Source organism: Paenibacillus macerans, assembly GCF_900454495.1.
GTDB classification, from domain to species: Bacteria; Bacillota; Bacilli; order Paenibacillales; family Paenibacillaceae; genus Fontibacillus; species Fontibacillus macerans.
This window is the reverse complement of the sequence record NZ_UGSI01000002.1, coordinates 1,724,188-1,745,415: the sequence shown is the minus strand read 5'-3', so window position 1 is coordinate 1,745,415 and position 21,228 is coordinate 1,724,188. Positions and strand designations below refer to the sequence as shown.

The 21,228-nt window shown below is 54.0% G+C and carries 16 protein-coding genes, 2 rRNA genes and 1 other annotated feature; all 18 genes read right to left on the bottom strand.

The genetic code is table 11. The features are described from left to right. Positions 1-69: 69 nt before the first annotated feature. A 23S ribosomal RNA gene (locus tag DYE26_RS31050) occupies positions 70-3,130 on the bottom strand. 306 nt (positions 3,131-3,436) lie between these two features. Further along, positions 3,437-5,002 (bottom strand): 16S ribosomal RNA (locus DYE26_RS31045). Together the 16S and 23S rRNA genes form the textbook arrangement of a ribosomal RNA operon. Before the next feature lie 342 nt (positions 5,003-5,344). Continuing rightward, positions 5,345-7,213, bottom strand: coding sequence for a LysM peptidoglycan-binding domain-containing protein (locus DYE26_RS31040; RefSeq protein WP_036620537.1), 1,869 nt, complete (start codon positions 7,211-7,213; stop codon positions 5,345-5,347). Between the two features lie 166 nt (positions 7,214-7,379). Then, positions 7,380-8,258 (bottom strand): branched-chain-amino-acid transaminase, encoded by an 879-nt coding sequence (gene ilvE / locus DYE26_RS31035; RefSeq protein ID WP_036620534.1) that lies wholly within the window; start codon positions 8,256-8,258, stop codon positions 7,380-7,382. Continuing rightward, on the bottom strand, positions 8,258-9,163 hold the full coding sequence (pheA, locus tag DYE26_RS31030; RefSeq protein WP_036620531.1) for a prephenate dehydratase: 906 nt from the start codon (positions 9,161-9,163) through the stop codon (positions 8,258-8,260). The genes ilvE and pheA overlap by 1 nt, the downstream gene beginning before the upstream one ends. Beyond that, a complete protein-coding gene (gene thrB, locus DYE26_RS31025) occupies positions 9,160-10,128 on the bottom strand; it encodes a homoserine kinase (protein ID WP_036620528.1) in 969 nt (322 codons plus the stop codon). Before thrB ends, pheA begins: the two co-directional genes overlap by 4 nt. Continuing rightward, on the bottom strand, positions 10,125-11,195 hold the full coding sequence (thrC, locus tag DYE26_RS31020; protein WP_036620525.1) for a threonine synthase: 1,071 nt from the start codon (positions 11,193-11,195) through the stop codon (positions 10,125-10,127). The genes thrB and thrC overlap by 4 nt, the downstream gene beginning before the upstream one ends. Positions 11,196-11,223: 28 nt before the next feature. Next, entirely contained in the window at positions 11,224-12,510 is a 1,287-nt protein-coding gene (locus DYE26_RS31015; RefSeq protein WP_036620523.1) for a homoserine dehydrogenase, read from the bottom strand. A gap of 83 nt (positions 12,511-12,593) precedes the next feature. Continuing rightward, positions 12,594-13,031 (bottom strand): ACT domain-containing protein, encoded by a 438-nt coding sequence (locus DYE26_RS31010; RefSeq protein WP_036620522.1) that lies wholly within the window; start codon positions 13,029-13,031, stop codon positions 12,594-12,596. A 149-nt stretch (positions 13,032-13,180) separates the two neighbouring features. After that, a complete protein-coding gene (gene obgE / locus DYE26_RS31005) occupies positions 13,181-14,494 on the bottom strand; it encodes a GTPase ObgE (protein ID WP_036620520.1) in 1,314 nt (437 codons plus the stop codon). Continuing rightward, positions 14,485-15,252: a Spo0B domain-containing protein gene (locus DYE26_RS31000; RefSeq protein WP_227872971.1), complete on the bottom strand. Its 768-nt coding sequence runs from the start codon at positions 15,250-15,252 to the stop codon at positions 14,485-14,487. Before DYE26_RS31000 ends, obgE begins: the two co-directional genes overlap by 10 nt. Positions 15,253-15,440: 188 nt before the next feature. Beyond that, the gene (gene rpmA, locus DYE26_RS30995; protein ID WP_036620517.1) at positions 15,441-15,752 is read right to left on the bottom strand and encodes a 50S ribosomal protein L27; all 312 of its coding nucleotides are present in this window, start codon (positions 15,750-15,752) and stop codon (positions 15,441-15,443) included. Between the two features lie 18 nt (positions 15,753-15,770). After that, positions 15,771-16,103: a ribosomal-processing cysteine protease Prp gene (locus tag DYE26_RS30990; RefSeq protein ID WP_036620515.1), complete on the bottom strand. Its 333-nt coding sequence runs from the start codon at positions 16,101-16,103 to the stop codon at positions 15,771-15,773. Between the two features lie 13 nt (positions 16,104-16,116). Further along, on the bottom strand, positions 16,117-16,428 hold the full coding sequence (rplU, locus tag DYE26_RS30985) for a 50S ribosomal protein L21 (protein ID WP_036620514.1): 312 nt from the start codon (positions 16,426-16,428) through the stop codon (positions 16,117-16,119). Positions 16,429-16,441: 13 nt separating this feature from the next. Further along, positions 16,442-16,527 (bottom strand) — a sequence feature (ribosomal protein L21 leader region). Between the two features lie 80 nt (positions 16,528-16,607). Then, a complete protein-coding gene (locus tag DYE26_RS30980; RefSeq protein WP_036620513.1) occupies positions 16,608-17,789 on the bottom strand; it encodes an Rne/Rng family ribonuclease in 1,182 nt (393 codons plus the stop codon). A gap of 75 nt (positions 17,790-17,864) precedes the next feature. Beyond that, positions 17,865-18,719 (bottom strand): M50 family metallopeptidase, encoded by an 855-nt coding sequence (locus tag DYE26_RS30975; protein WP_036620511.1) that lies wholly within the window; start codon positions 18,717-18,719, stop codon positions 17,865-17,867. Beyond that, positions 18,712-19,701 carry a M23 family metallopeptidase gene (locus DYE26_RS34630; RefSeq protein WP_036620509.1) on the bottom strand — a complete coding sequence of 330 codons (990 nt, stop codon included), beginning with the start codon at positions 19,699-19,701 and terminating at the stop codon, positions 18,712-18,714. The genes DYE26_RS30975 and DYE26_RS34630 overlap by 8 nt, the downstream gene beginning before the upstream one ends. 377 nt (positions 19,702-20,078) lie before the next feature. Then, positions 20,079-21,224 carry an FtsW/RodA/SpoVE family cell cycle protein gene (locus DYE26_RS30965; RefSeq protein ID WP_036620507.1) on the bottom strand — a complete coding sequence of 382 codons (1,146 nt, stop codon included), beginning with the start codon at positions 21,222-21,224 and terminating at the stop codon, positions 20,079-20,081. Between the last annotated feature and the right edge of the window lie 4 nt (positions 21,225-21,228).

Sequence of the window (21,228 nt, the reverse complement as noted above, 5' to 3'; positions counted from 1 at the left end):
TATTTTTGGGCCCCGCCAAAGTACTCGGACTCAGCTTCGAAGCTTCACGTCACTTTGGTGGGTAGAGTTTTGGATAAGCCCTCGACCGATTAGTACCTGTCAGCTCCATGCATTGCTGCACTTCCACCTCAGGCCTATCAACCTCGTCGTCTTCAAGGGGTCTTACTAATTGGGAAATCTCATCTTGAGGGGGGCTTCACGCTTAGATGCTTTCAGCGCTTATCCCGTCCGCACTTAGCTACCCAGCTGTGCTCCTGGCGGAACAACTGGTACACCAGCGGTGCGTCCATCCCGGTCCTCTCGTACTAAGGACAGCTCCTCTCAAATTTCCTGCGCCCACGACAGATAGGGACCGAACTGTCTCACGACGTTCTGAACCCAGCTCGCGTACCGCTTTAATGGGCGAACAGCCCAACCCTTGGGACCTACTTCAGCCCCAGGATGCGATGAGCCGACATCGAGGTGCCAAACCTCCCCGTCGATGTGGACTCTTGGGGGAGATAAGCCTGTTATCCCCAGGGTAGCTTTTATCCGTTGAGCGATGGCCCTTCCATGCGGTACCACCGGATCACTAAGCCCGACTTTCGTCCCTGCTCGACTTGTCAGTCTCGCAGTCAAGCTCCCTTTTGCCTTTGCACTCTGCGAATGATTTCCAACCATTCTGAGGGAACCTTGGGGCGCCTCCGTTACTCTTTAGGAGGCGACCGCCCCAGTCAAACTGCCCGCCTGACACGGTCCCCGTACCGGATCACGGTACCGGGTTAGAACTCCGATACGATCAGGGTGGTATCCCAACGGCGCCTCCATGGAAGCTTGCGCTCCCACTTCTTAGGCTCCCACCTATCCTGTACAAATCGTATCAAAGTCCAATATCAAGCTGCAGTAAAGCTCCATGGGGTCTTTCCGTCTTGTCGCGGGTAACCTGCATCTTCACAGGTATTAAAATTTCACCGGATCTCTCGTTGAGACAGCGCCCAAGTCGTTACGCCATTCGTGCGGGTCAGAATTTACCTGACAAGGAATTTCGCTACCTTAGGACCGTTATAGTTACGGCCGCCGTTTACTGGGGCTTCGGTTCACAGCTTCGGGTTTAACCCCTAACCGCTCCCCTTAACCTTCCAGCACCGGGCAGGCGTCAGCCCGTATACTTCGCCTTGCGGCTTCGCACAGACCTGTGTTTTTGCTAAACAGTCGCTTGGGCCTTTTCACTGCGGCCCCCTCGGGCTATAAACCCTACCGGGGCACCCCTTCTCCCGAAGTTACGGGGTCATTTTGCCGAGTTCCTTAACGAGAGTTCTTCCGCGCGCCTTAGAATTCTCTTCTCGCCTACCTGTGTCGGTTTGCGGTACGGGCACCTTCTCCTGGCTAGAGGCTTTTCTCGGCAGTGTGAGATCATGACCTTCGGTACTGTAAATTTTCCCTCCCCATCACAGCCCAGCCTTACGGTGTGCGGATTTGCCTACACACCAGCCTCACTGCTTGGACGGGGCATTCCATCGCCCCGCGTCACTACCCTCCTGCGTCACCCCATCGCTCATAGCGGATTACGGTGGTACAGGAATTTAAACCTGTTGTCCTTCGACTACGCCTTTCGGCCTCGCCTTAGGTCCCGACTTACCCTGAGCGGACGAACCTTCCTCAGGAACCCTTAGGCTTTCGGCGGATCAGATTCTCACTGATCTTTTCGTTACTCATACCGGCATTCTCACTTGTATGAAGTCCAGCGCTCCTTCCGGTACACCTTCAACCCTCATACAACGCTCCCCTACCCCTGAATCGACTTCACTCCTGCTTCGAAGTCCTGTGTTTAACCCCGAGGTGCATTTGGCCGAAACCTTTGAACAATATTCATCGGTTGCTTTCGGCAAAAATGTACCTGGTTATCACCGCCTCAAAGAAGCAGTGAAGTCGATTCAAGCCATAGCTTCGGTGGTGTGTTTAGCCCCGTTACATTTTCGGCGCAGAGTCACTCGACCAGTGAGCTATTACGCACTCTTTAAATGGTGGCTGCTTCTAAGCCAACATCCTGGTTGTCTGTGCAACTCCACATCCTTTCCCACTTAACACACACTTGGGGACCTTAGCTGATGGTCTGGGCTGTTTCCCTTTTGACAATGGATCTTAGCACTCACTGTCTGACTCCCGGTGAATCAGTCTATGGCATTCGGAGTTTGACTGAGCTTGGTAACCCTTGCGGGCCCCGCACCCAATCAGTGCTCTACCTCCACGACTGTCACACCGAGGCTAGCCCTAAAGCTATTTCGGGGAGAACCAGCTATCTCCGAGTTCGATTGGAATTTCTCCGCTACCCCCACCTCATCCCCGCACTTTTCAACGTACGTGGGTTCGGGCCTCCAGTGCGTGTTACCGCACCTTCACCCTGGACAGGGGTAGATCACACGGTTTCGGGTCTACGCCTGCAAACTAAATTCGCCCTATTCAGACTCGCTTTCGCTGCGGCTCCGCTTTCTCAGCTTAACCTTGCTTGCAAACGTAACTCGCCGGTTCATTCTACAAAAGGCACGCCATCACCCCTAAAATGGGCTCTGACTTCTTGTAAGCACACGGTTTCAGGTTCTCTTTCACTCCCCTTCCGGGGTGCTTTTCACCTTTCCCTCACGGTACTGCTTCACTATCGGTCGCTAGGGAGTATTTAGCCTTACCAGATGGTCCTGGCGGATTCATACGGGGTTTCACGTGCCCCGCACTACTCGGGATCCGTCTCGGAGGGCGGAGACTTTCGATTACAGGGCTTTTACCTTCTCTGGCCGGCCTTTCCAGACCTGTTCGTCTAACCTCCGCCTTTGTAACTCCATGTGAGACGTCCCACAACCCCGAAGAGCAAGCTCTTCGGTTTAGGCTAATCCGCGTTCGCTCGCCGCTACTGACGGAATCACTATTGTTTTCTCTTCCTCAGGGTACTTAGATGTTTCAGTTCCCCTGGTATGCCTCTTCACCACCTATGGATTCAGTGATGAGTGACTAGGTATTACCCTAGCCGGGTTTCCCCATTCGGACATCCCCGGATCGATGCTTGCTTACAGCTCCCCGAGGCAGTTTCGTTGTTCGCCACGTCCTTCTTCGGCTCCTAGCGCCTAGGCATCCTCCGTGTGCTCTTAGTAGCTTAACCATGATTTTTCCCGAAGGAAAATATCAAACCACTAATATCTTCACTTGTGTTGACACAAGTTCAGCTAAAAGGATTGTTCTAAAACGCAAATTTCGTTTCGTTATCCAGTTTTCAAGGATCAAGTTTCTTCGCCGTTTTACCGGCAGAATAATATCTTATCATCTCCTGCCTTACCGTTCAACCGGTAAGTGTTGGGAAGATAAGCTTGAGAGTTGAACTCTCAAAACTGACCAACGAGTGAGTAACAGGCCTAAGACCTGATTTTGTATTTGTACCGTTCCGTAACAGGAACGAGGTACTCCATAGAAAGGAGGTGATCCAGCCGCACCTTCCGATACGGCTACCTTGTTACGACTTCACCCCAATCATCTACCCCACCTTCGGCGGCTGGCCCCTTGCGGTTACCTCACCGACTTCGGGTGTTGTAAACTCTCGTGGTGTGACGGGCGGTGTGTACAAGACCCGGGAACGTATTCACCGCGGCATGCTGATCCGCGATTACTAGCAATTCCGACTTCATGCAGGCGAGTTGCAGCCTGCAATCCGAACTGAGACCGGCTTTTCTAGGATTCGCTCCATCTCACGACTTCGCTTCCCGTTGTACCGGCCATTGTAGTACGTGTGTAGCCCAGGTCATAAGGGGCATGATGATTTGACGTCATCCCCACCTTCCTCCGGTTTGTCACCGGCAGTCACTCTAGAGTGCCCAACTTTACTTGCTGGCAACTAAAGTCAAGGGTTGCGCTCGTTGCGGGACTTAACCCAACATCTCACGACACGAGCTGACGACAACCATGCACCACCTGTCTCCTCTGTCCCGAAGGAAAGCCATATCTCTACAGCGGTCAGAGGGATGTCAAGACCTGGTAAGGTTCTTCGCGTTGCTTCGAATTAAACCACATACTCCACTGCTTGTGCGGGTCCCCGTCAATTCCTTTGAGTTTCAGCCTTGCGGCCGTACTCCCCAGGCGGAGTGCTTAATGTGTTTACTTCGGCACCAAGGGTATCGAAACCCCTAACACCTAGCACTCATCGTTTACGGCGTGGACTACCAGGGTATCTAATCCTGTTTGCTCCCCACGCTTTCGCGCCTCAGCGTCAGTTACAGCCCAGAGAGTCGCCTTCGCCACTGGTGTTCCTCCACATCTCTACGCATTTCACCGCTACACGTGGAATTCCACTCTCCTCTTCTGCACTCAAGCCGTCCAGTTTCCAGTGCGACCCGGAGTTGAGCCCCAGGATTATACACCAGACTTAAACAGCCGCCTGCGCGCGCTTTACGCCCAATAATTCCGGACAACGCTTGCCCCCTACGTATTACCGCGGCTGCTGGCACGTAGTTAGCCGGGGCTTTCTTCTCAGGTACCGTCACTCTCCTGGCAGTTACTCCAGAAGACGTTCTTCCCTGGCAACAGAGCTTTACGATCCGAAAACCTTCATCACTCACGCGGCGTTGCTCCGTCAGACTTTCGTCCATTGCGGAAGATTCCCTACTGCTGCCTCCCGTAGGAGTCTGGGCCGTGTCTCAGTCCCAGTGTGGCCGTTCACCCTCTCAGGTCGGCTACGCATCGTCGCCTTGGTGAGCCGTTACCCCACCAACTAGCTAATGCGCCGCAGGCCCATCCGTAAGTGACAGCCCTGAATAAATTCAGAACCGCCTTTCCCAAGCCTCTCATGCGAGAAGCTTGATTATCCGGTATTAGCTACCGTTTCCGGTAGTTATCCCGGTCTTACGGGCAGGTTGCCTACGTGTTACTCACCCGTCCGCCGCTAAGTTAATCAGGAGCAAGCTCCCGATTAACTCCGCTCGACTTGCATGTATTAGGCACGCCGCCAGCGTTCGTCCTGAGCCAGGATCAAACTCTCCAATAAAGGTTGTTTGACTTGCTCATTTAGAAAAACTGACGAGAATTTTAATTCTCATTTATACTCACTCGTTGTTCAGTTTTCAAAGATCAACTTCGCTTTTCGTTCATCACCGTTGTTTCAGCGGCGACTTAAATAATATAACACACTGCCGAAAGTAATGCAAGCTTTTTTTAAAAATAATCTTAAATCAAATGCTTTCCCTGCGAGATTAATATTATCGCATTTCGCGGGGACATTTAATATAGCACATTACTAGGTTATACTCAAGCTATTAAGCATGTTAATTTTCGGAAATAAGAAAAAATAAAGAAGAGCGAGGGATTACCGCCCTCGCTCCATAAATCTTTAAGCATTAATCCACGGATTCCGGCGGCCGGACGTTTTGAGTTTGCCCGAGCTTTTTTTTCCGGCCCCATCTGATCTGGACTTGCCTTGCTTTTTGCGAGGTTTTACCGAATCCGGGCCGCCCGAGATTTTAACATTTTTAGCGGGGCCTGCTTGCTGGATTTCCGATGTTCCTGCCGGTTCGGCTTCCGCCTGGATTTCCGCCGTATGCGCCTCCCTCTGAGAATAACCTTTCATACTTTCCAGCGGGCTAACTTCGCCTTTAAGCGGTTCATTCCCCCAGGACGCCCCTTGAGTCAAAGGAGCCGGATAGTTTAAAGGATACCCCGGCATAAACGGCGCCGCTTGGGCCAAGGGTGAAACCGCAGACGGGTATGCCGGCATCGGCTGTCCATAATACGGCAGAGTTCCTGGGCCATGATGCCAGGGCGCTCCTTGAGAAAACGGCGCATTGGCATAGGATTCGGGAGACACATACTGCGGTTCAGGTGTCGGATAATGGTGCATGCTAAACATAGGATAATTGTTTTCTGCCGGGCTGGTATTCCCGCCTGCTTCCGGCATCGTGTACATCGGTGCGCCTGCATTCGATAACCCCGGATACTCCCCTTCCGGAATATGCCCCATTGCAGCCTGCACCTGCGGAAACTGCGGAATATTGGAGGAAGATACGGCTTCCGCGGGTACATTGTATTGGTAAAAAGGATGGTAGCTCTCCGGCTGCTGGTAGGTATGCGGGACATTCCCCGAACATCCGCATGGGGATTGAGTTGGATAAGCCATTGCGGGGAATACGGACGTAGGCTGAAGCGGTTGATAGTGCGGATATTGAGGGTTTGCATATTCAGGCAGCTGTGCCGTCGGATATTGGGCAGTTAAAGGTGCGTATGCCTGTGGCTCTGACTTCATCGGTTCATAGGCAGATGGACTTACCGGCCCATAACCGTACGGTTCCGATTTCATTGGCTCGTAAGAGATCGGGCCAAGGCCGGTCGACTCCGATTTCATCGGCTCGTAAGAGATCGGGGCGAGATTGGCCGGTTCGGATTTCATCGGCGTGTAAGCTACAGGCTCATACTTGGCGGGTTCATAATGCATGGGCTCATATTTTGCCGGCTCATACTTGATGGGTTCATACTTGATCGGCTCGTGTTTGATCGGCTCGTGTTTGATCGGCTCAACCTTCATAGGCTCCAGTTTGGTCGTTTCGTATTGGATCTGCTCGACCTCGATTTTAATCTCCATCGGCACCGTCTTCGGCTGCTCCGCCTGTATCGGCTGCAAATTTACAGGCTCCACATTCATCGGCTTAGGAACCTCCTCCTTCGGAGCTTCCTTGGGGGCGGGCTTAACGGCTTCCGGCGCGATATTGGTTTTGGGTGCCATTTCCGCCCCGGTAATAGGAGCCGTGCTCTTTTTGCCGGCCATGCCTGCGATGGGCGCCGTGTTTTTCTTGCCGGTTTGGGCCGGCATTGTCCCGATATTCTCCGGATTGGGATTCGGATTCGGATTGCCGTGCTCTCCCCAGGCCTGGCCTGCCCCCGCGGGAATGTTGACGATTTCGCCAACCGTCAGCTGGTTCGGATCTTTCAATTGCGGATTCGCGGCGATCAATGTCTGCAAGGAAAGTCCCCATGCATTCGCCAGCTTCCACAACGTATCGCCCTGCTTGACGACATGCTTATAAATTTTGCCCGTCTCCCCGCCGATCGGCACCGCCTCGGCAGGAATCTTCACCTTGTCGCCTACGTTCAATACGTCGGGATTTGCGATTTGCGGGTTGGCATCGATCAATTTCTGCAGAGGCACATTATACTTTTTTGAAAGCTCAAACAAAGTATCGCCTTTCTTGACAATATGAATTTTCACGCGCTAAAGACCTCCTAGGTATCTTCTCCGGAACGTGATTATCGCCCGGGGCCCATTTATAACATCCTATGCAGGAGCCCGGTTTTTGACATCCAACAAAAAGAAAAAATCCTACCTCCCTCTAAAAAAAGGAAATAGGATCGAAACGCTCCAAACGGAGCCGCGATTACCAGACTTTCAAACCGTCCTGATCGACGATCGCCCGGAACTCCTCCAGGAGCTTCAACGTCACCGGACCGGCATGTCCCTCGCCGATGATCCGGCCGTCCACTTCGCGAACGGCGATGACTTCCGCCGCGGTGCCGGTCAGGAACACTTCGTCGGCCACATACACGTCATGCAGCGTAAACGGTTCTTCTTTGAGTTTATAGCCTTTTCTTTCGCAAATTTCGATGATCGCCTGGCGGGTAATCCCTTCCAATGCGCCCAAATAACATGGAGGCGTTGTGATAACCCCGTTTTTGACGATGAAAATATTGTCGCCCGAGCCCTCCGTTACGTAACCTTGAGCGTTCATCATAATAGCCTCGCCCGCCCCGGCCAGGTTCGACTGGATTTTCACCAGCACATTGTTCAAATAGTTCAGCGATTTGATTTTCGGGTTCAGCGCGTCGGGCACGTTTCTGCGCGTGGAGACCGAGACGGCTTTCAAGCCGGTTTTGTAAGCTTCCTCCGAATAAATCGCCAGCTGCTCCACAATGATGACGACCGTTGCTTTGGGGCAGCGGTTCGGATCCAGGCCCAAATTGCCCGCCCCGCGGGAAACGATGAGCCGTATGTAGCCGCTCCGCAGCTCATTGCGGCGCAGCGTCTCCACCAGAGCATCCTCCATTTCTTGATAAGTCAGCGGAATGTCCAGCATGATCGATTTCGCGGAATCGTAAAGGCGATCCAAGTGCTCTTTGCACTTGAAAATATTGCCGTTATAAATCCGAATCCCCTCGAAAATCCCGTCCCCGTACAAAAAGCCATGGTCAAACACGGAAACCTTTGCTTGATCCTTTGTTACGAATTCTCCATCCAAGTAAATAACTTGTTCTGCCATTAATTTTGCACCTCCGCTGTTTGCTCTTCAAAAGAATAACTGGGGTAGCTCCCCAGCACGCGCACTCCACACCCCAAAGCCTCGATTTCGCCGATCGCCGAGCTGAGCAGCACCGATTCCAGCGGTTCAAGCACATCCATTAAAAAATAATAATTTCCCAATTTCTTTTTTGTTGGACGCGACTCGATCCGCGACAAATTCAGTTTGCGCCAAGCAAACGCAGACAATACCTGATGCAATGCCCCCGGAAAATCCTCAGGCAACGCAATCACCAGGTTCGTTTTGCTTTGGACGTTTTTGTTGTTCCCGCCGATCTTCAGCGGCTGCGGGCCGATCAGGACAAAACGGGTATAGTTGTTGTCATGGTCCGTCACTTTGCCGGCCAGTACATCCAACCCGTGATGCTGCGCTCCCAATCTCGTACCGATGGCGGTCCATCCCAGGCCGGGATGCTGCTTGACCACCTCTACCGCCTCCGACGTGCTGCCGACGTGCTCCAATTCCGCCTGAGGCATGCGGGAGCGGATAAACTGCAGGCATTGGGCCATCGCCACAGGGTGGGAAAGCACTTTGGTTACTTTGGAAAAATCGATGCCGTCGCCATCCGGTGTCCCGGCGCCGAATTCTTCCCGCCGGCCGATCAAGTTCTGAATCGACGGATATACCCATTCCACCTGCATCGGAATATCCACTTCGTGGACAAGCCAATCCATATGCAGGCTGACCGATCCTTCGATCGTATTTTCCACCGGAATGACGCTATAATCGCTTTTTCCGCTGGCCGTGGCTAAAAAAACATCGGAAATTTGCTTGAAATGAAGCAGTTCCACCGGCTCTTCCCCAAACAGGTGCAGCGCCGCTTCGTGGGAAACCGATCCTTCAGGCAGCAATGCTATACGTTTCATGTCCTGACTTCCCCTTTGATGTAATCCATAAATGAACCTTCCTTATCCATAGTAAGCTCCATCGCCCCGAATGTGCAAGGTTCGAGCCAGATCGTCCTAGCCCGGATTCCGTGCCCGGCAAGAACGTCCAAAAGGAAAACCTCCAGGTTCTGCCCCGTACGCTGCCGCCGATCGGCCAATGCCAGCAGAGTTGGCCCGGCGCCGCTCAAAGCGGCCCCGAGCGCTCCGTGTTCGGTCGCTTCCGCCAAAATCCGCGCCATGCCGGGAACCAGTTGAGCCCGGTAAGGCTGGTGAAGGCGGTCGCGCATCGCGGCCGGAATCAGATCGAGCCGGCCCGCGGCCAAAGCCGCGGTAAGCAGCGAAGTGCGGCTGACGTTATATACCGCGTCCTGCAAACTTACCTCGCGGGGAAGCGCTTCGCGAGCCTTGGAAGTGGACAGCTGAAAATCAGGAATTGCCACCAGCACCTCGAGATCGGCCGGAGGTTCAATCCGCAGCACATCCGCGTGGCTGCCGTCCCATACGGCCGTGATAATGCCGCCAAACAAGGAGGCCCCGACATTGTCGGGATGCTTCTCCATTGCTGTAGCCATGTCAAACAGCTTGGCCCGGTCGAGCGGCGAGCCGATCAGCAGATTGGCGGCGAACAGCGCCCCGACGATGGCCGAAGCGCTGCTCCCAAGCCCGCGGGTCAGGGGAATTTCCGAGTACATCGAAATATCCAGTTCAGGCAGCTCCACGCCGGCTTCGGCAAACACCGTTTGCGCAACTTGATACACCAGATTGCTTTTGTCTTTCGGCAGCCCGCCCATCTCGTCGCCGTAAAGATGAAACACGGTCGTCTCCGCCGGCTTCATTTCAATCCAGGAATACAGGGAAAGCGCCATGCCCAGCGTGTCGAATCCGGGACCCAGGTTGGCGGTGCTGGCCGGCACCTTGACCCGGACCCCGCCCTCACGAATCATGCGCGCGCCCCTTGCAGCTTGGCGATCGCATCCATGACCGCTTCCTCCGTATCCTGTACGACAAGCGGTTCACTGCCGATGCTCTTGATCGCGATATTCGGGTCCTTCAAGCCGTGGCCGGTAAGGACGCAAACTACGGTTTCGCCGCCTTTGAAATAACCTTCGCGCTTTAGCTTGTATACGCCGGCGATGGAAGCCGCCGAAGCCGGTTCGGCGAAGATGCCTTCACGGGCGGCAATGGTCCGGTACGCTTCGAGAATTTCGTCGTCCGTCACGTAATTGATTTGCCCGCCCGACTCTTCGGCTGCCGCTACCGCGGTTTTCCAGCTTGCCGGGTTGCCGATCCGGATCGCGGTGGCGATCGTTTCCGGCTCCAAAATCGGCTCGCCCTTGACGATGGCCATGGCGCCTTCGGCCTCAAAGCCGACCATGCGCGGCAGCGAAGATGATTTTCCGCGTTCGTGGTATTCCTTAAAGCCTCTCCAGTACGCGGAGATGTTGCCGGCGTTGCCTACCGGAATCGCCAGCACGTCCGGCGCCTTGCCAAGCTGATCGCAAACTTCGAAAGCAGCGGTTTTTTGCCCCTCGATGCGGTACGGGTTCACGGAGTTTACCAGCGTAATCGGATGTTTGGCGGTAATGTCGCGGACGATTTCGAGCGCCCGGTCGAAGTTGCCTTCGATGGCGATCACTTTTGCGCCATAAATCATCGCCTGCGCCAGTTTCCCCAGCGCGATGTTGTTGTTGGGAATCAGCACGATGCAGTCGATACCCGCGCGAGCGGCATAAGCGGCTGCGGCCGCCGAGGTATTGCCCGTGGAGGCGCACATGATCGTACGGCTGCCCTCTTCGATCGCTTTGGCGACGGCCATCACCATGCCGCGGTCTTTAAACGACCCGGTCGGGTTCAGCCCCTCATATTTGAAATATAGATCAAGCCCGAGCTCCCGCGACAAATTTTCCGCCCGCGTGAGCGGCGTATTCCCCTCCTGCAGCGTAAGCTTCGGCGTTTTGTCGGTAACGGGTAAATATTCTTTGTAGGTTTCCAGCAGTCCGAGGTATCTCATGGGATGAACTCCTTTTTTAAAAATAATTTTATCCTTCAACGCGGTAAACGCTTTTGATCCGATGAATCACATCAAGCGACTCGAAATGGTTGATCACCTTATCCATGCTCGCTTTGCTGGCGTAATGAGTAACGATCATGATCTCCGCCCCGTTCACGTTCGTGTTCGGCGACTGAACGACCGAATCCAGGCTGACCTCGTATTCGGCAAACACCTGGGTGATCCGGGCCAGCACGCCCGCTTTGTCGTCGACATGGAGCAGCAAGAAGTTTTTATAGGCGATCTGCTCGTCGGTTTTCAGCTTCTTCGGCTTGTAAGGTACGATTTGCTTCAGACCGTTGACGCCCAGCTTCAAGTTTTTGACGACGGCGACCAAATCGGCGACGACGGAGGTGGCCGTCGGCATCTCGCCGGCTCCGGCGCCGTAAAACATCGTCTCTCCCACGGCTTCGCCGTATACATAGACGGCGTTGTAGACTCCGCCCACCGCAGCGATCGGATGCGTATTTTTGACCATCGTCGGCTGCACGGTGATGCTGAATTCGTCATCCTGCCGCTCGGCGATCCCCAGCAGCTTCATTTCATAGCCAAGCCGTTTGGCATACAAAATATCCTCCCGCGTTACCGAAGAAATACCGCGGACATGAACGTCGCTGAGCTCGACATTGGTCCTGAAACCCAACGTGGCGAGAATCGCCATCTTTCGGGCGGCGTCAAGCCCCTCCACATCGGAGGTCGGGTCAACTTCCGCATACCCAAGCTGCTGCGCTTCCGTCAGCACATCCTCGTAAGAAGCGCCTTCTTGGCTCATTTTGCTCAAAATGTAGTTGGTCGTCCCGTTCACGATCCCCATAATTTTCATGATCCGGTCGGAGGAGAAGCCTTCGATCAGCGTCCGGATAATCGGAATGCCGCCGGCTACGCTGGCCTCGTAAAACACGTCGCATTGATTATCCAACGCTTTGGCCAAAATTTCCGAACCGTACAGCGCCATCAGATCCTTATTGGCCGTAACGATATGTTTGCCGCGTTCCAGCGCTTCTAAAATGTAAGTTTTCGTCTGTTCGACGCCGCCCATCACTTCCACGATGACATCGATCTCCGGATCGCGGATCACTTCCCACGGATCCTCCGTCAGCTTGGCCCGATCGATCGCGATGCTGCGGGGTTTCTCCAGATTTTTCACCGCAATCTTCTCGATCCGTATCGGAGACCCCACTTGACTGCTCAGATCCTCCTGATGCCCTTCCACGATCCGAACCACGCCGGTTCCCACCGTGCCAAGCCCAAGCAATCCAACTTTCACTGGTTTCACTTCCGATCCCCTCCTGTTATCCAATGCGCCTTAGGCACAAGCATTTTCTATGGTTTCGCTTCGCCCTCCCGCGCTCGTCAGCCTTAGCTTTGTCCGACGATTTGCGTTCTCCTGACGCCGGAAATGGTCTGAAGCGACTGCAGCATCGCATCCAGTTCCTCGGTGAGCCGGGAGGTCTCCACGGAAATCACGACATTGGCCCTGCCCTGGAGAGGAATGCTTTGGTTAATCGTCAGCACGTTGCCTCCGGAGCCCGCAATCGACGCAAGCACCTTCGACAAAATTCCCGAGCGGTGCTCAAGGTCAAAGGAGATGGTCACAATGCTTTCCCGATCAATTTGATTCAATTGATGAATGCCGTCTTTATACTTATAAAAAGCGCTGCGGCTCAACCCCACCTGCGCCACCGCCTCGTGAACCGTCCTGGCTTCGCCGGCGGCGAGCAATTGCTTGACTTGGAGCGTCTTGACCACCGCTTCGGGCAAAATGTCCTCGCGAACCAAATAATAATGCTCTTTCACAAAACGTCCTCTCCTTAGAGACTTTTGTTTTTACATAGTGGACATTATACCGGAAAGTCGAACAGGTGGCAATGCTTTTACCGTAAATACCGCGAATTTCCGCAGGTGCCGCTGATAGCAAGAAAAGCACCCCAAAGGTGCTTTCTTGATCAATAATAATAACTGCTGCCTTCCACAAACTCGAATTCGAAGTCGCCGATGCGTACAGGCGTACCGTCCTTGGCGCCGCGCTTGCGCAGCTCCTCGTCGACGCCCATGTGGCGCAGCGTCCGGGCCAGCTTTAAAATCGCGTCATGCGAATTGAGCTGCATCCGCTTCATCATCCGCTCGATTTTTACGCTTTCCACAATAAAAGTCTCGTTTTCCCGCCGGATCGTGAGCCCTTCGTCCTCGCGCTTGTCGAGCTTGTAGATTTTCCGCTCCTCAAGCTCAGTCACTTCTTCGATCGCCGGAGCTTCCGGAATTTGGTCGAGCAAATCGGCCGCGCGATAAACAAGCTCCTGCACCCCTTGGCGGGTTAACGAAGAGATCGGCATAATTTCCAGGTCCCCGCGAACCTCGCTGACCTGCTTGCGGAATTTCTCCAAATTTTCCGCCGATTCCGGCATATCCATTTTGTTGGCGGCGACGATTTGCGGACGATGCTCCAGATCGGCGTTATATTGTCTGAGCTCGTCGTTGATCTTCTGCCAATCGTCAAACGGATCGCGCCCTTCCGAGCCCGCCATGTCGACGACGTGGATAATGAGACGCGTCCGCTCCACATGGCGCAAAAATTCATGCCCCAGACCGACCCCTTCATGGGCTCCCTCAATCAGTCCCGGCAGGTCGGCCATCACGAAGCTGCGCCCTTCGCCGACTTCGACCACTCCGAGATTCGGCGCGATCGTCGTAAAATGGTAGGCGCCGATTTTCGGCTTGGCCGCCGACACGACCGACAGCAGCGTCGACTTTCCGACGCTCGGAAAACCGACCAGCCCAACGTCGGCCATCACCTTCAGCTCCAGCACCACCCAGCGCTCTTCGCCTTCTTCGCCGTGCTCGGCCAGCTCCGGCGCCGGATTGTTTGGCGTGGCGAAGCGAATATTGCCGCGCCCTCCGCGCCCCCCGCGGGCCACGATAATCTGCTGGCCATGGCGCGTCAAATCGGCGAGCACCTCCTGCGTATCGTCGTCGATCACGACCGTACCCGGTGGCACGCGGACGATCATGTTTTCCGCATTGGCCCCGTGCTGGCTTTTGTTCCGCCCTTTCTCCCCGCGCTGCGCCTTGAAATGGCGCTGGTAGCGGAAATCCATCAGCGTTCTTAAGCCTTCGTCCACCCGGAAAATGACGTCCCCGCCTTTGCCGCCGTCGCCGCCGGCCGGACCGCCCTCGGGCACGTATTTCTCCCGCCGGAAGGCGACGATCCCGTCGCCGCCGTCGCCTCCCTTGACATATATCTTCGCTTTATCTACAAACATGCATTCACCTCATTTAAGTTCCCGCAGGAAATCCGTAGCCGAAAAGCGGAAAATTCCGATTCAATCTGTTCGGCCCGAACCCGTTTGCCCTCTGCCCATTCCTCAATATGGCGCCTTAACGCTTCCTTGTTCCCCGATGCGCTCAGCGGATCGAAGCGGACCAGCACCTCACCGTTTTCCCTGGCGATGGACATTTTCAACTGAAGTATTTCTCCCCACGAAGACCGGCCGGCATACTGATAAGCTCTGACCGTTTCCACGATGGCTTCCGTCAGTTCCTCCGCGTCATCCGCCGTAAGCAGGCAGCCGAGCTGCAGGTCGTCCTCGATATCAACCTCCAACTGCACCGATCCGTTCACTTCGCGGAACGACTGCAAATAAAACACGAGCGACGGAATGCCGAGCCGCGATATTTTGCTCTCCACGGCCATTCGTCCTTTTATTCTTTCCACGCAGCCCGCCATTTTATCAATTTTGCCCATCTTGATATATCCGTACAAAATCTGCAGATCGTTCATCCAATCATGGCGATGGTGGCTAAGCGTCGCCGCAGCCGTCCGCTGCACGGATTCCAGCAAATGCTTCCGCTCGCTCTCCGCCTGTTTGCGGATATGCCGGACATACATCCAAAACAAGACGAAAAGACAACCGCTTATTACCGCATGTCCGATCGGCGACTTCACGAAATAATGGAGGGCCAGACTCGCGATCGCAAGCAGCACGCCGATCGTCGGCACCGTGAACCGATGTTTCATCATTTCCCCGTTCCCCTAACGAATTGGGTGAGCTTGCCACCCTGGCATCATAACCCAGTATAACATAAACCCGGCCTGAAAATCGCTCGACTTATGTCGTCCATGACATCAAAATACCGACATATTTAAAAAAGCCCTGGCACTTGATTGTGCCAGGGCTTTGCAGCTGCGTTCCGTACGGTCTTCGCCGCTTAGGCTTCAACCGTAGCCGCTACCGGAGCGGTTTCTACAGGGTAGACGCTCACTTTCTTGCGATCGCGACCCCAACGCTCGAATTTCACAACGCCGTCGACTTTGGCGAACAGCGTATCGTCGGAACCGATGCCTACGTTCGTTCCCGGATGAATTTTCGTACCGCGTTGACGAACGAGGATGCTTCCGCCCGTCACGACTTGACCGTCAGCACGTTTCACGCCAAGGCGTTTCGCGATGCTGTCGCGTCCGTTTTTCGTGGAGCCTACGCCCTTCTTCGAAGCGAACAACTGGAGATCCAATTTCAACATTGTAGTCTACCTCCTTCTTTAAATGATGACGTCCTGTATCTGAATATACTTCCCGTATGATTCTTCGATACTCTTCAGCATAACGACAAGGGAAGCAAGCAGCAATTGCACCTGTTCCTCGGCTTCCGGCCGAACCACGGAAGGAAGATTCGCGCTGAGAAAGCCGTTCTTCATCCGGGAATCCATCACGACCGCCGTCAGCTCCTCAATGGAGTTGACCGTACCTACGGTAATCGCCGATACGCCGGCGCATACGATGTCCTCCCCGGCCTTCGCGTAGCCGGCATGGCCTTCCACTTCAAAGCCTGCAATGCCGTTATCCTGCCTGCGCAAAATGGAGACGATAATCAATTACCGCACCTTCTTACGCCTGGATTTTCTCGATCGTTACTTTCGTGTACGGCTGGCGATGACCTTGTTTTTTGTGGTAGTTCTTTTTCGGTTTGTATTTGTAAACGACCACTTTTTGGCCTTTGCCGTGTTTTTCGACTTTCGCCGTAACAGTAGCGCCGGATACGAGCGGAGTTCCCGCCACCAAACCTTCGCCTTTGGATACTGCCAATACACGGTCGAACGTTACGCTCGCGCCGTCCTCTGCGTTCAATTTCTCGATGTAAAGCACATCGCCTTCTTGAACACGGTATTGTTTACCGCCGGTTTCGATAATTGCGTACATTTGCTTGCACCTCCTCATGTCTCAGACTCGCCTGATTCAGGTGCCGCCGTCCGAAGGAAAGCGGACTTGTCGACCCGACCGGAGCGGTTACAGCATGTGCACAAGACTGTACTTAGTGACACATACCTTACTATAATAGCATGTGATGCGAACAATATCAATTTGTTTTTCAGCCAAGATCATAACGAATTTTCCGCACGAATCCTTTTTCGCGTCATCTCCAACAGTCCGAGCCGCGTCCAGCCCAAAATATGATGCTGCGTCCGGTCGCCATACATCGATTGCTCCAGCCGCTCCCAAACGGCCGCACGATGCTCATCGCGGTCCATGTCGATGAAATCGATGATAATGATCCCGCCGGTGTCCCGCAGACGGACAAGCCGGGCGATTTCCTGGGCCGCCTCCAAATTCGTCCGATACACCGTGTCTTCCAAATCGGCGCCCCCGATGTATTTCCCCGTATTCACATCGATGACAGTTAGAGCTTCGGTCGTGTCCCAAACGAGATAACCTCCGCCGGGCAGCCAAACTTTCCGCTGGAAATCCTTGTCAAGCTGCGGCTTGACCCCGTAATGCTCAAACAGAGGCGGTTCGCCTTCGTATACGATGATCCGCGGCGATTCTCCGGGCAGCATTTTGCGCAAAAAAGCCAGCGCTTCGTCGGCCTGTTCCGGACAATCCACAATGAGCTCGTCCGTTTCCGGACTGTAGACGTCCCGCATCAACCGCTGCACGACGCTTAAATCCTGATGCAGCAAAGCGGGAGCCACAGCGTCCCCGGCTTCCTGCAGGATCGAGGTCCACTGCCCCCGCAGCAGGTCCAGGTCTTCACCGATTACCTCGCCGGCTTCGTCCTCGGCCACCGTCCGCAGAATGAGTCCTTCCTCCTCTTTCCTTAATTCCTCGCCAACCGTTTTCAGCCGGAATCTTTCTTCCTCGCGGCCGATTTTTTTGGAAACGGCGACGTAACCGGCGGTCGGCATATAAACCAGCCAGCGTCCGGGCAAGGAATAATGGGTCGTCACCCGCGCCCCCTTATTGCCGATCGCTTCTTTTACGACCTGAACGACCAACTCGTGACCGGGCTTCAACAGCTCAGTAATGGCCGGCTTCGGTTTTGGCTGTTTTTCCAAATGCGGATGAAGCACGTCATCAATATACAGAAACGCGTTTTTTTTCTGTCCTATATCCACAAAAGCGGCCTGCATGCCGGGAATGACATTAACGACTTTTCCTTTAATAAAGCTGCCGACCAGTCCTCTGTTCTGAGAACGCTCCGCCGCATACTCCACCAGCTTGCCGTTTTCCAGAAGCGCCACCTCGGTAGAGCCGGATCCGCAGTGAACAATCATCCTTTTCATGATCTCACCTTTCTAACGTTCTAGCAGAATCATACCTGTATCATTATATCAAAGAATCATTCAGCCGCGCTGAGACTAAAGATTCTTTAATCTTAAAAAGGAGGAAATGACGCGCTGTTCCGGTACAACGGCAACGATATTCCCTTGATGATTCATGACGTATATAAAATGGTATTTTTCTCGTTTAAATAGACGCAAGATATGGTCCAAAGGTTTCGCTTTTTCGGCAACAATCGGCTGGGCTAAAGTCCCGTTCATCAGATGCCTGGAAAAGCTCCGGTCCCGGTTCACGAGAAAGCGCAAAAACCGGTAAGGAATGTTCCGGTAATCGACGGCATTCGAATAGAACAAAAAAATGCCGATCATCAGCATGTTAAGCTGCGGTCCTTCCTTAAGCAGCAGGAGCGGCAGCAGCGCGTAGGCGATCAGCATGGCGCTGAACAGCAGGCTGATGCGGTGCGACCAGACCAGCGTGGCGTGGTAAGGAAGCAGGAGGCTGCAGAAGGCTTGGCTGATTTTTCCGCCGTCCAGCGGCAATATCGGCAGCAAATTGAACAAAGCGATCAAAATATTGCTTTGGATAAAATAGTCCAGAAAAGGCCCGTCCCACAAACCGGCCGCGTGCAGGAGCAAAGACGCGAGGATGAGCAGCGCGTTTTGCAAGGGCCCCGCCAAGGCGATGGCGATTTCCCGCCCGGCCGTCAGGTCTCCCGCATCCTCCATGACGGCAACGCCGCCGAAAGGAAGCATTTGCACGGACAGCACGCGGATTCCGTACATTCGCGCCGCGGTCACGTGGCCAAGCTCATGGATAAAAACGATCGCAAACAAGGAAAGAAGCTCCAAAAAATGACCGGTCAATACCGACATGAGCATAATGATGACAAACAGGGGATGAAAGGAAATCGTTATTCCGCTCCATTTAATCAAACGGGATCACATCCGTCGGATCAATATACCGGTCATCTTTTTGCAGTGCAAAATAGAGGGTAGGAAGCGGCGGTACCGTTCCCGTTGGAAGCGTGCCGACGATATCGCCCCCTTCCAGCCAATCCCCTTGTTCGACGGCAACCTGCTCCAGGCGGCCGTAGACGGAGATGAATCCATCGGCATGCTGGACCGTGACGGTCTCGCCCGTCGCCGGATCCCGGGTTACGCTGAGAACCCGGCCGGTTCCTATGGTTTTTACCTGAACCACCCCGTTCTCCGCCCGCTCGGGAATTATTTCCACCCCCTTCAAGCTGAGCGCAAACGAGCCGGCAGGGCTCCCGGAGACAGGAGCAACGAATCCGCTCGCTGCCCCGACCTTAACCCCGTTGTCTTCATGATGCTTAAAAATCGGAATAAACGACGGCGCGCCGCCGAAATAACGTTCATACCAGGCTTCTGCCGCCGAAAAATCCATCTCCACGGTAAGCGATTGCGCGACAAACGCTCGAATCGGAAGCGACCAGGAAGGTTCGTACCGTTCTATTCCCCAAATTCCCAGAAACAGCAGCGCGCTGATCACAAGCCGAGCAAACATCGTCGTCCAAAAAGAAGAACGGCCCCCTGCAGGGGACGGAGGATCCTCTTTGCCGCCAAAACCGCCGTAAAGCTCCTCCCAGCGCCCTTGCCCGCGTTTCCACAGCAATTCGGGATCGCGTTCGGGGCCGAATCCTGAAGTCCCGGTTGTTCCGGTTGTTCCGTTTCCGGTTTTCCCGGTTGCCCCGGTTGCCCCGGTTTCGCCGCTCTGCGGATGTCCTCCAGGACGGGCTCCTGCTTTGCCTCCCATCGAGCCCCCCGGCCCAGGCCGAGCCGTGCCGTAACTGCCGGAGTCCCGTCCCCCATCCGGGAGGAGAGGACCGGCCTCCATCGTCAGCTGTCTAATCCGCTCCGCTCTCCGTTTTTTCACATTTGATTTCACGTCCATCGCTTCAGTCCCCCCGGTCAAGTCAGGCGTTTCGTTGGGTGGCGTCCCCGAACCGCAGTAGCCCGCTCGAAATATCTGGTACTAGTATTTTTATGAAGGGCTTGGCCGGAATATGAACAAGAGACTATACGAAACGCAAAAGTGCAGGCGGTTCTTGTCGAAGCCTAGCGAAACAGGCGGTTCAAATACAGAAGTGCATTTGATATCCAGTCAAAGGATGCTTTTTTAGCGGATAGCCGTAAATCAGATGCACTTTCGGGGCTTTTGCATTTCGCCAGCTCGAAAATGGGGTTTGGGCGGAAAATCAAATGCATTTTTGCAGTTGATTCACTCCAGGGCGTACACAGCAAAAAAACCGGCGCCAGGCACCGGTTTGTTCACTCCACCTTATACTTTTCCTGATGCAGCATAATGCTGAACACCAGCCCGATACACAGCATGTTGATCAACAGCGAGGTCCCCCCGTAGCTGATAAACGGCAGCGTAATGCCGGTAATCGGCATCAGACCGATCATCATGCCGACGTTTTCGAAGATTTGAAACAGGAACATCGCCACAATCCCGACGATGATGTAGGCGCCTCTTTTGTCGATGCAGCGCAGCGCGATGAGGATCATCCTGTAAATAAACAAAAAATAAAGCAGCAGCAGCAGCGAAGAGCCAAGGAACCCAAACTCCTCGCCCACCACGACAAATATCGAGTCCGAGTAAGGATACGGCACGAATTTTTTGTTTTTCAGTTCGCCCTTCATGTACCCGTCGCCGAGCAATCCCCCGGAACCGATGGCGATCTTGGCATAGTTCGATTGGTGTTTGTCGTCGTTTGAAGCCTGGTCCGGATTGATAAACGTATTGATCCGCTGATACCAATGCACCTTCTTATGGCTTTCCAAATAATCGCGGATCTGTTCATTGTACGCGTTAAACAGCGTCACAAACACAATCAAGGCCGCAACGGCGGCCGTCAGGGCGATCAGCACATGGCTGTATTTTGCATTGCCGATCCACAGCATGCCAACCAATACCACCAGATAGATAATCGCGTTGCCGAGGTCCGGCTGGATAAGCACCAGAAAAAATGGGACCAGCGAGATTACTGAAATCGGCACGATATCGCCGCGGAAGCGTAAGGCCTGACCCTGCCTCTGGCCAAGCAGATACGCCGTGACCAGAATCAGGATGACCTTAACCAGCTCGGCCGGCTGAAACAGCAGGCTGCCGATCCGAAACCAGCTTCGCGCCCCGTTGATTTCCGGCGCAAGCAAATACACCAAAATAAGCAGCAGACAACCTGCCCCGTAACCATACCAACTGTAACGAAGCAGGAAACGATAATCGACCAGCGCCATCCCGAACACGACAATAAAGCCGAGGATATAAAAAATAACGGTTCTTAAATCATAGCCTTGAAATTCCGAATCGTACGGAGCAATGGCACTGCGGACCAAGAGGGTGCTGAATACCATGAACAAGGCCAAAATTCCGACCATCACCCAGTCCAGCTTTTTCAGTTTAAACAACAACGGA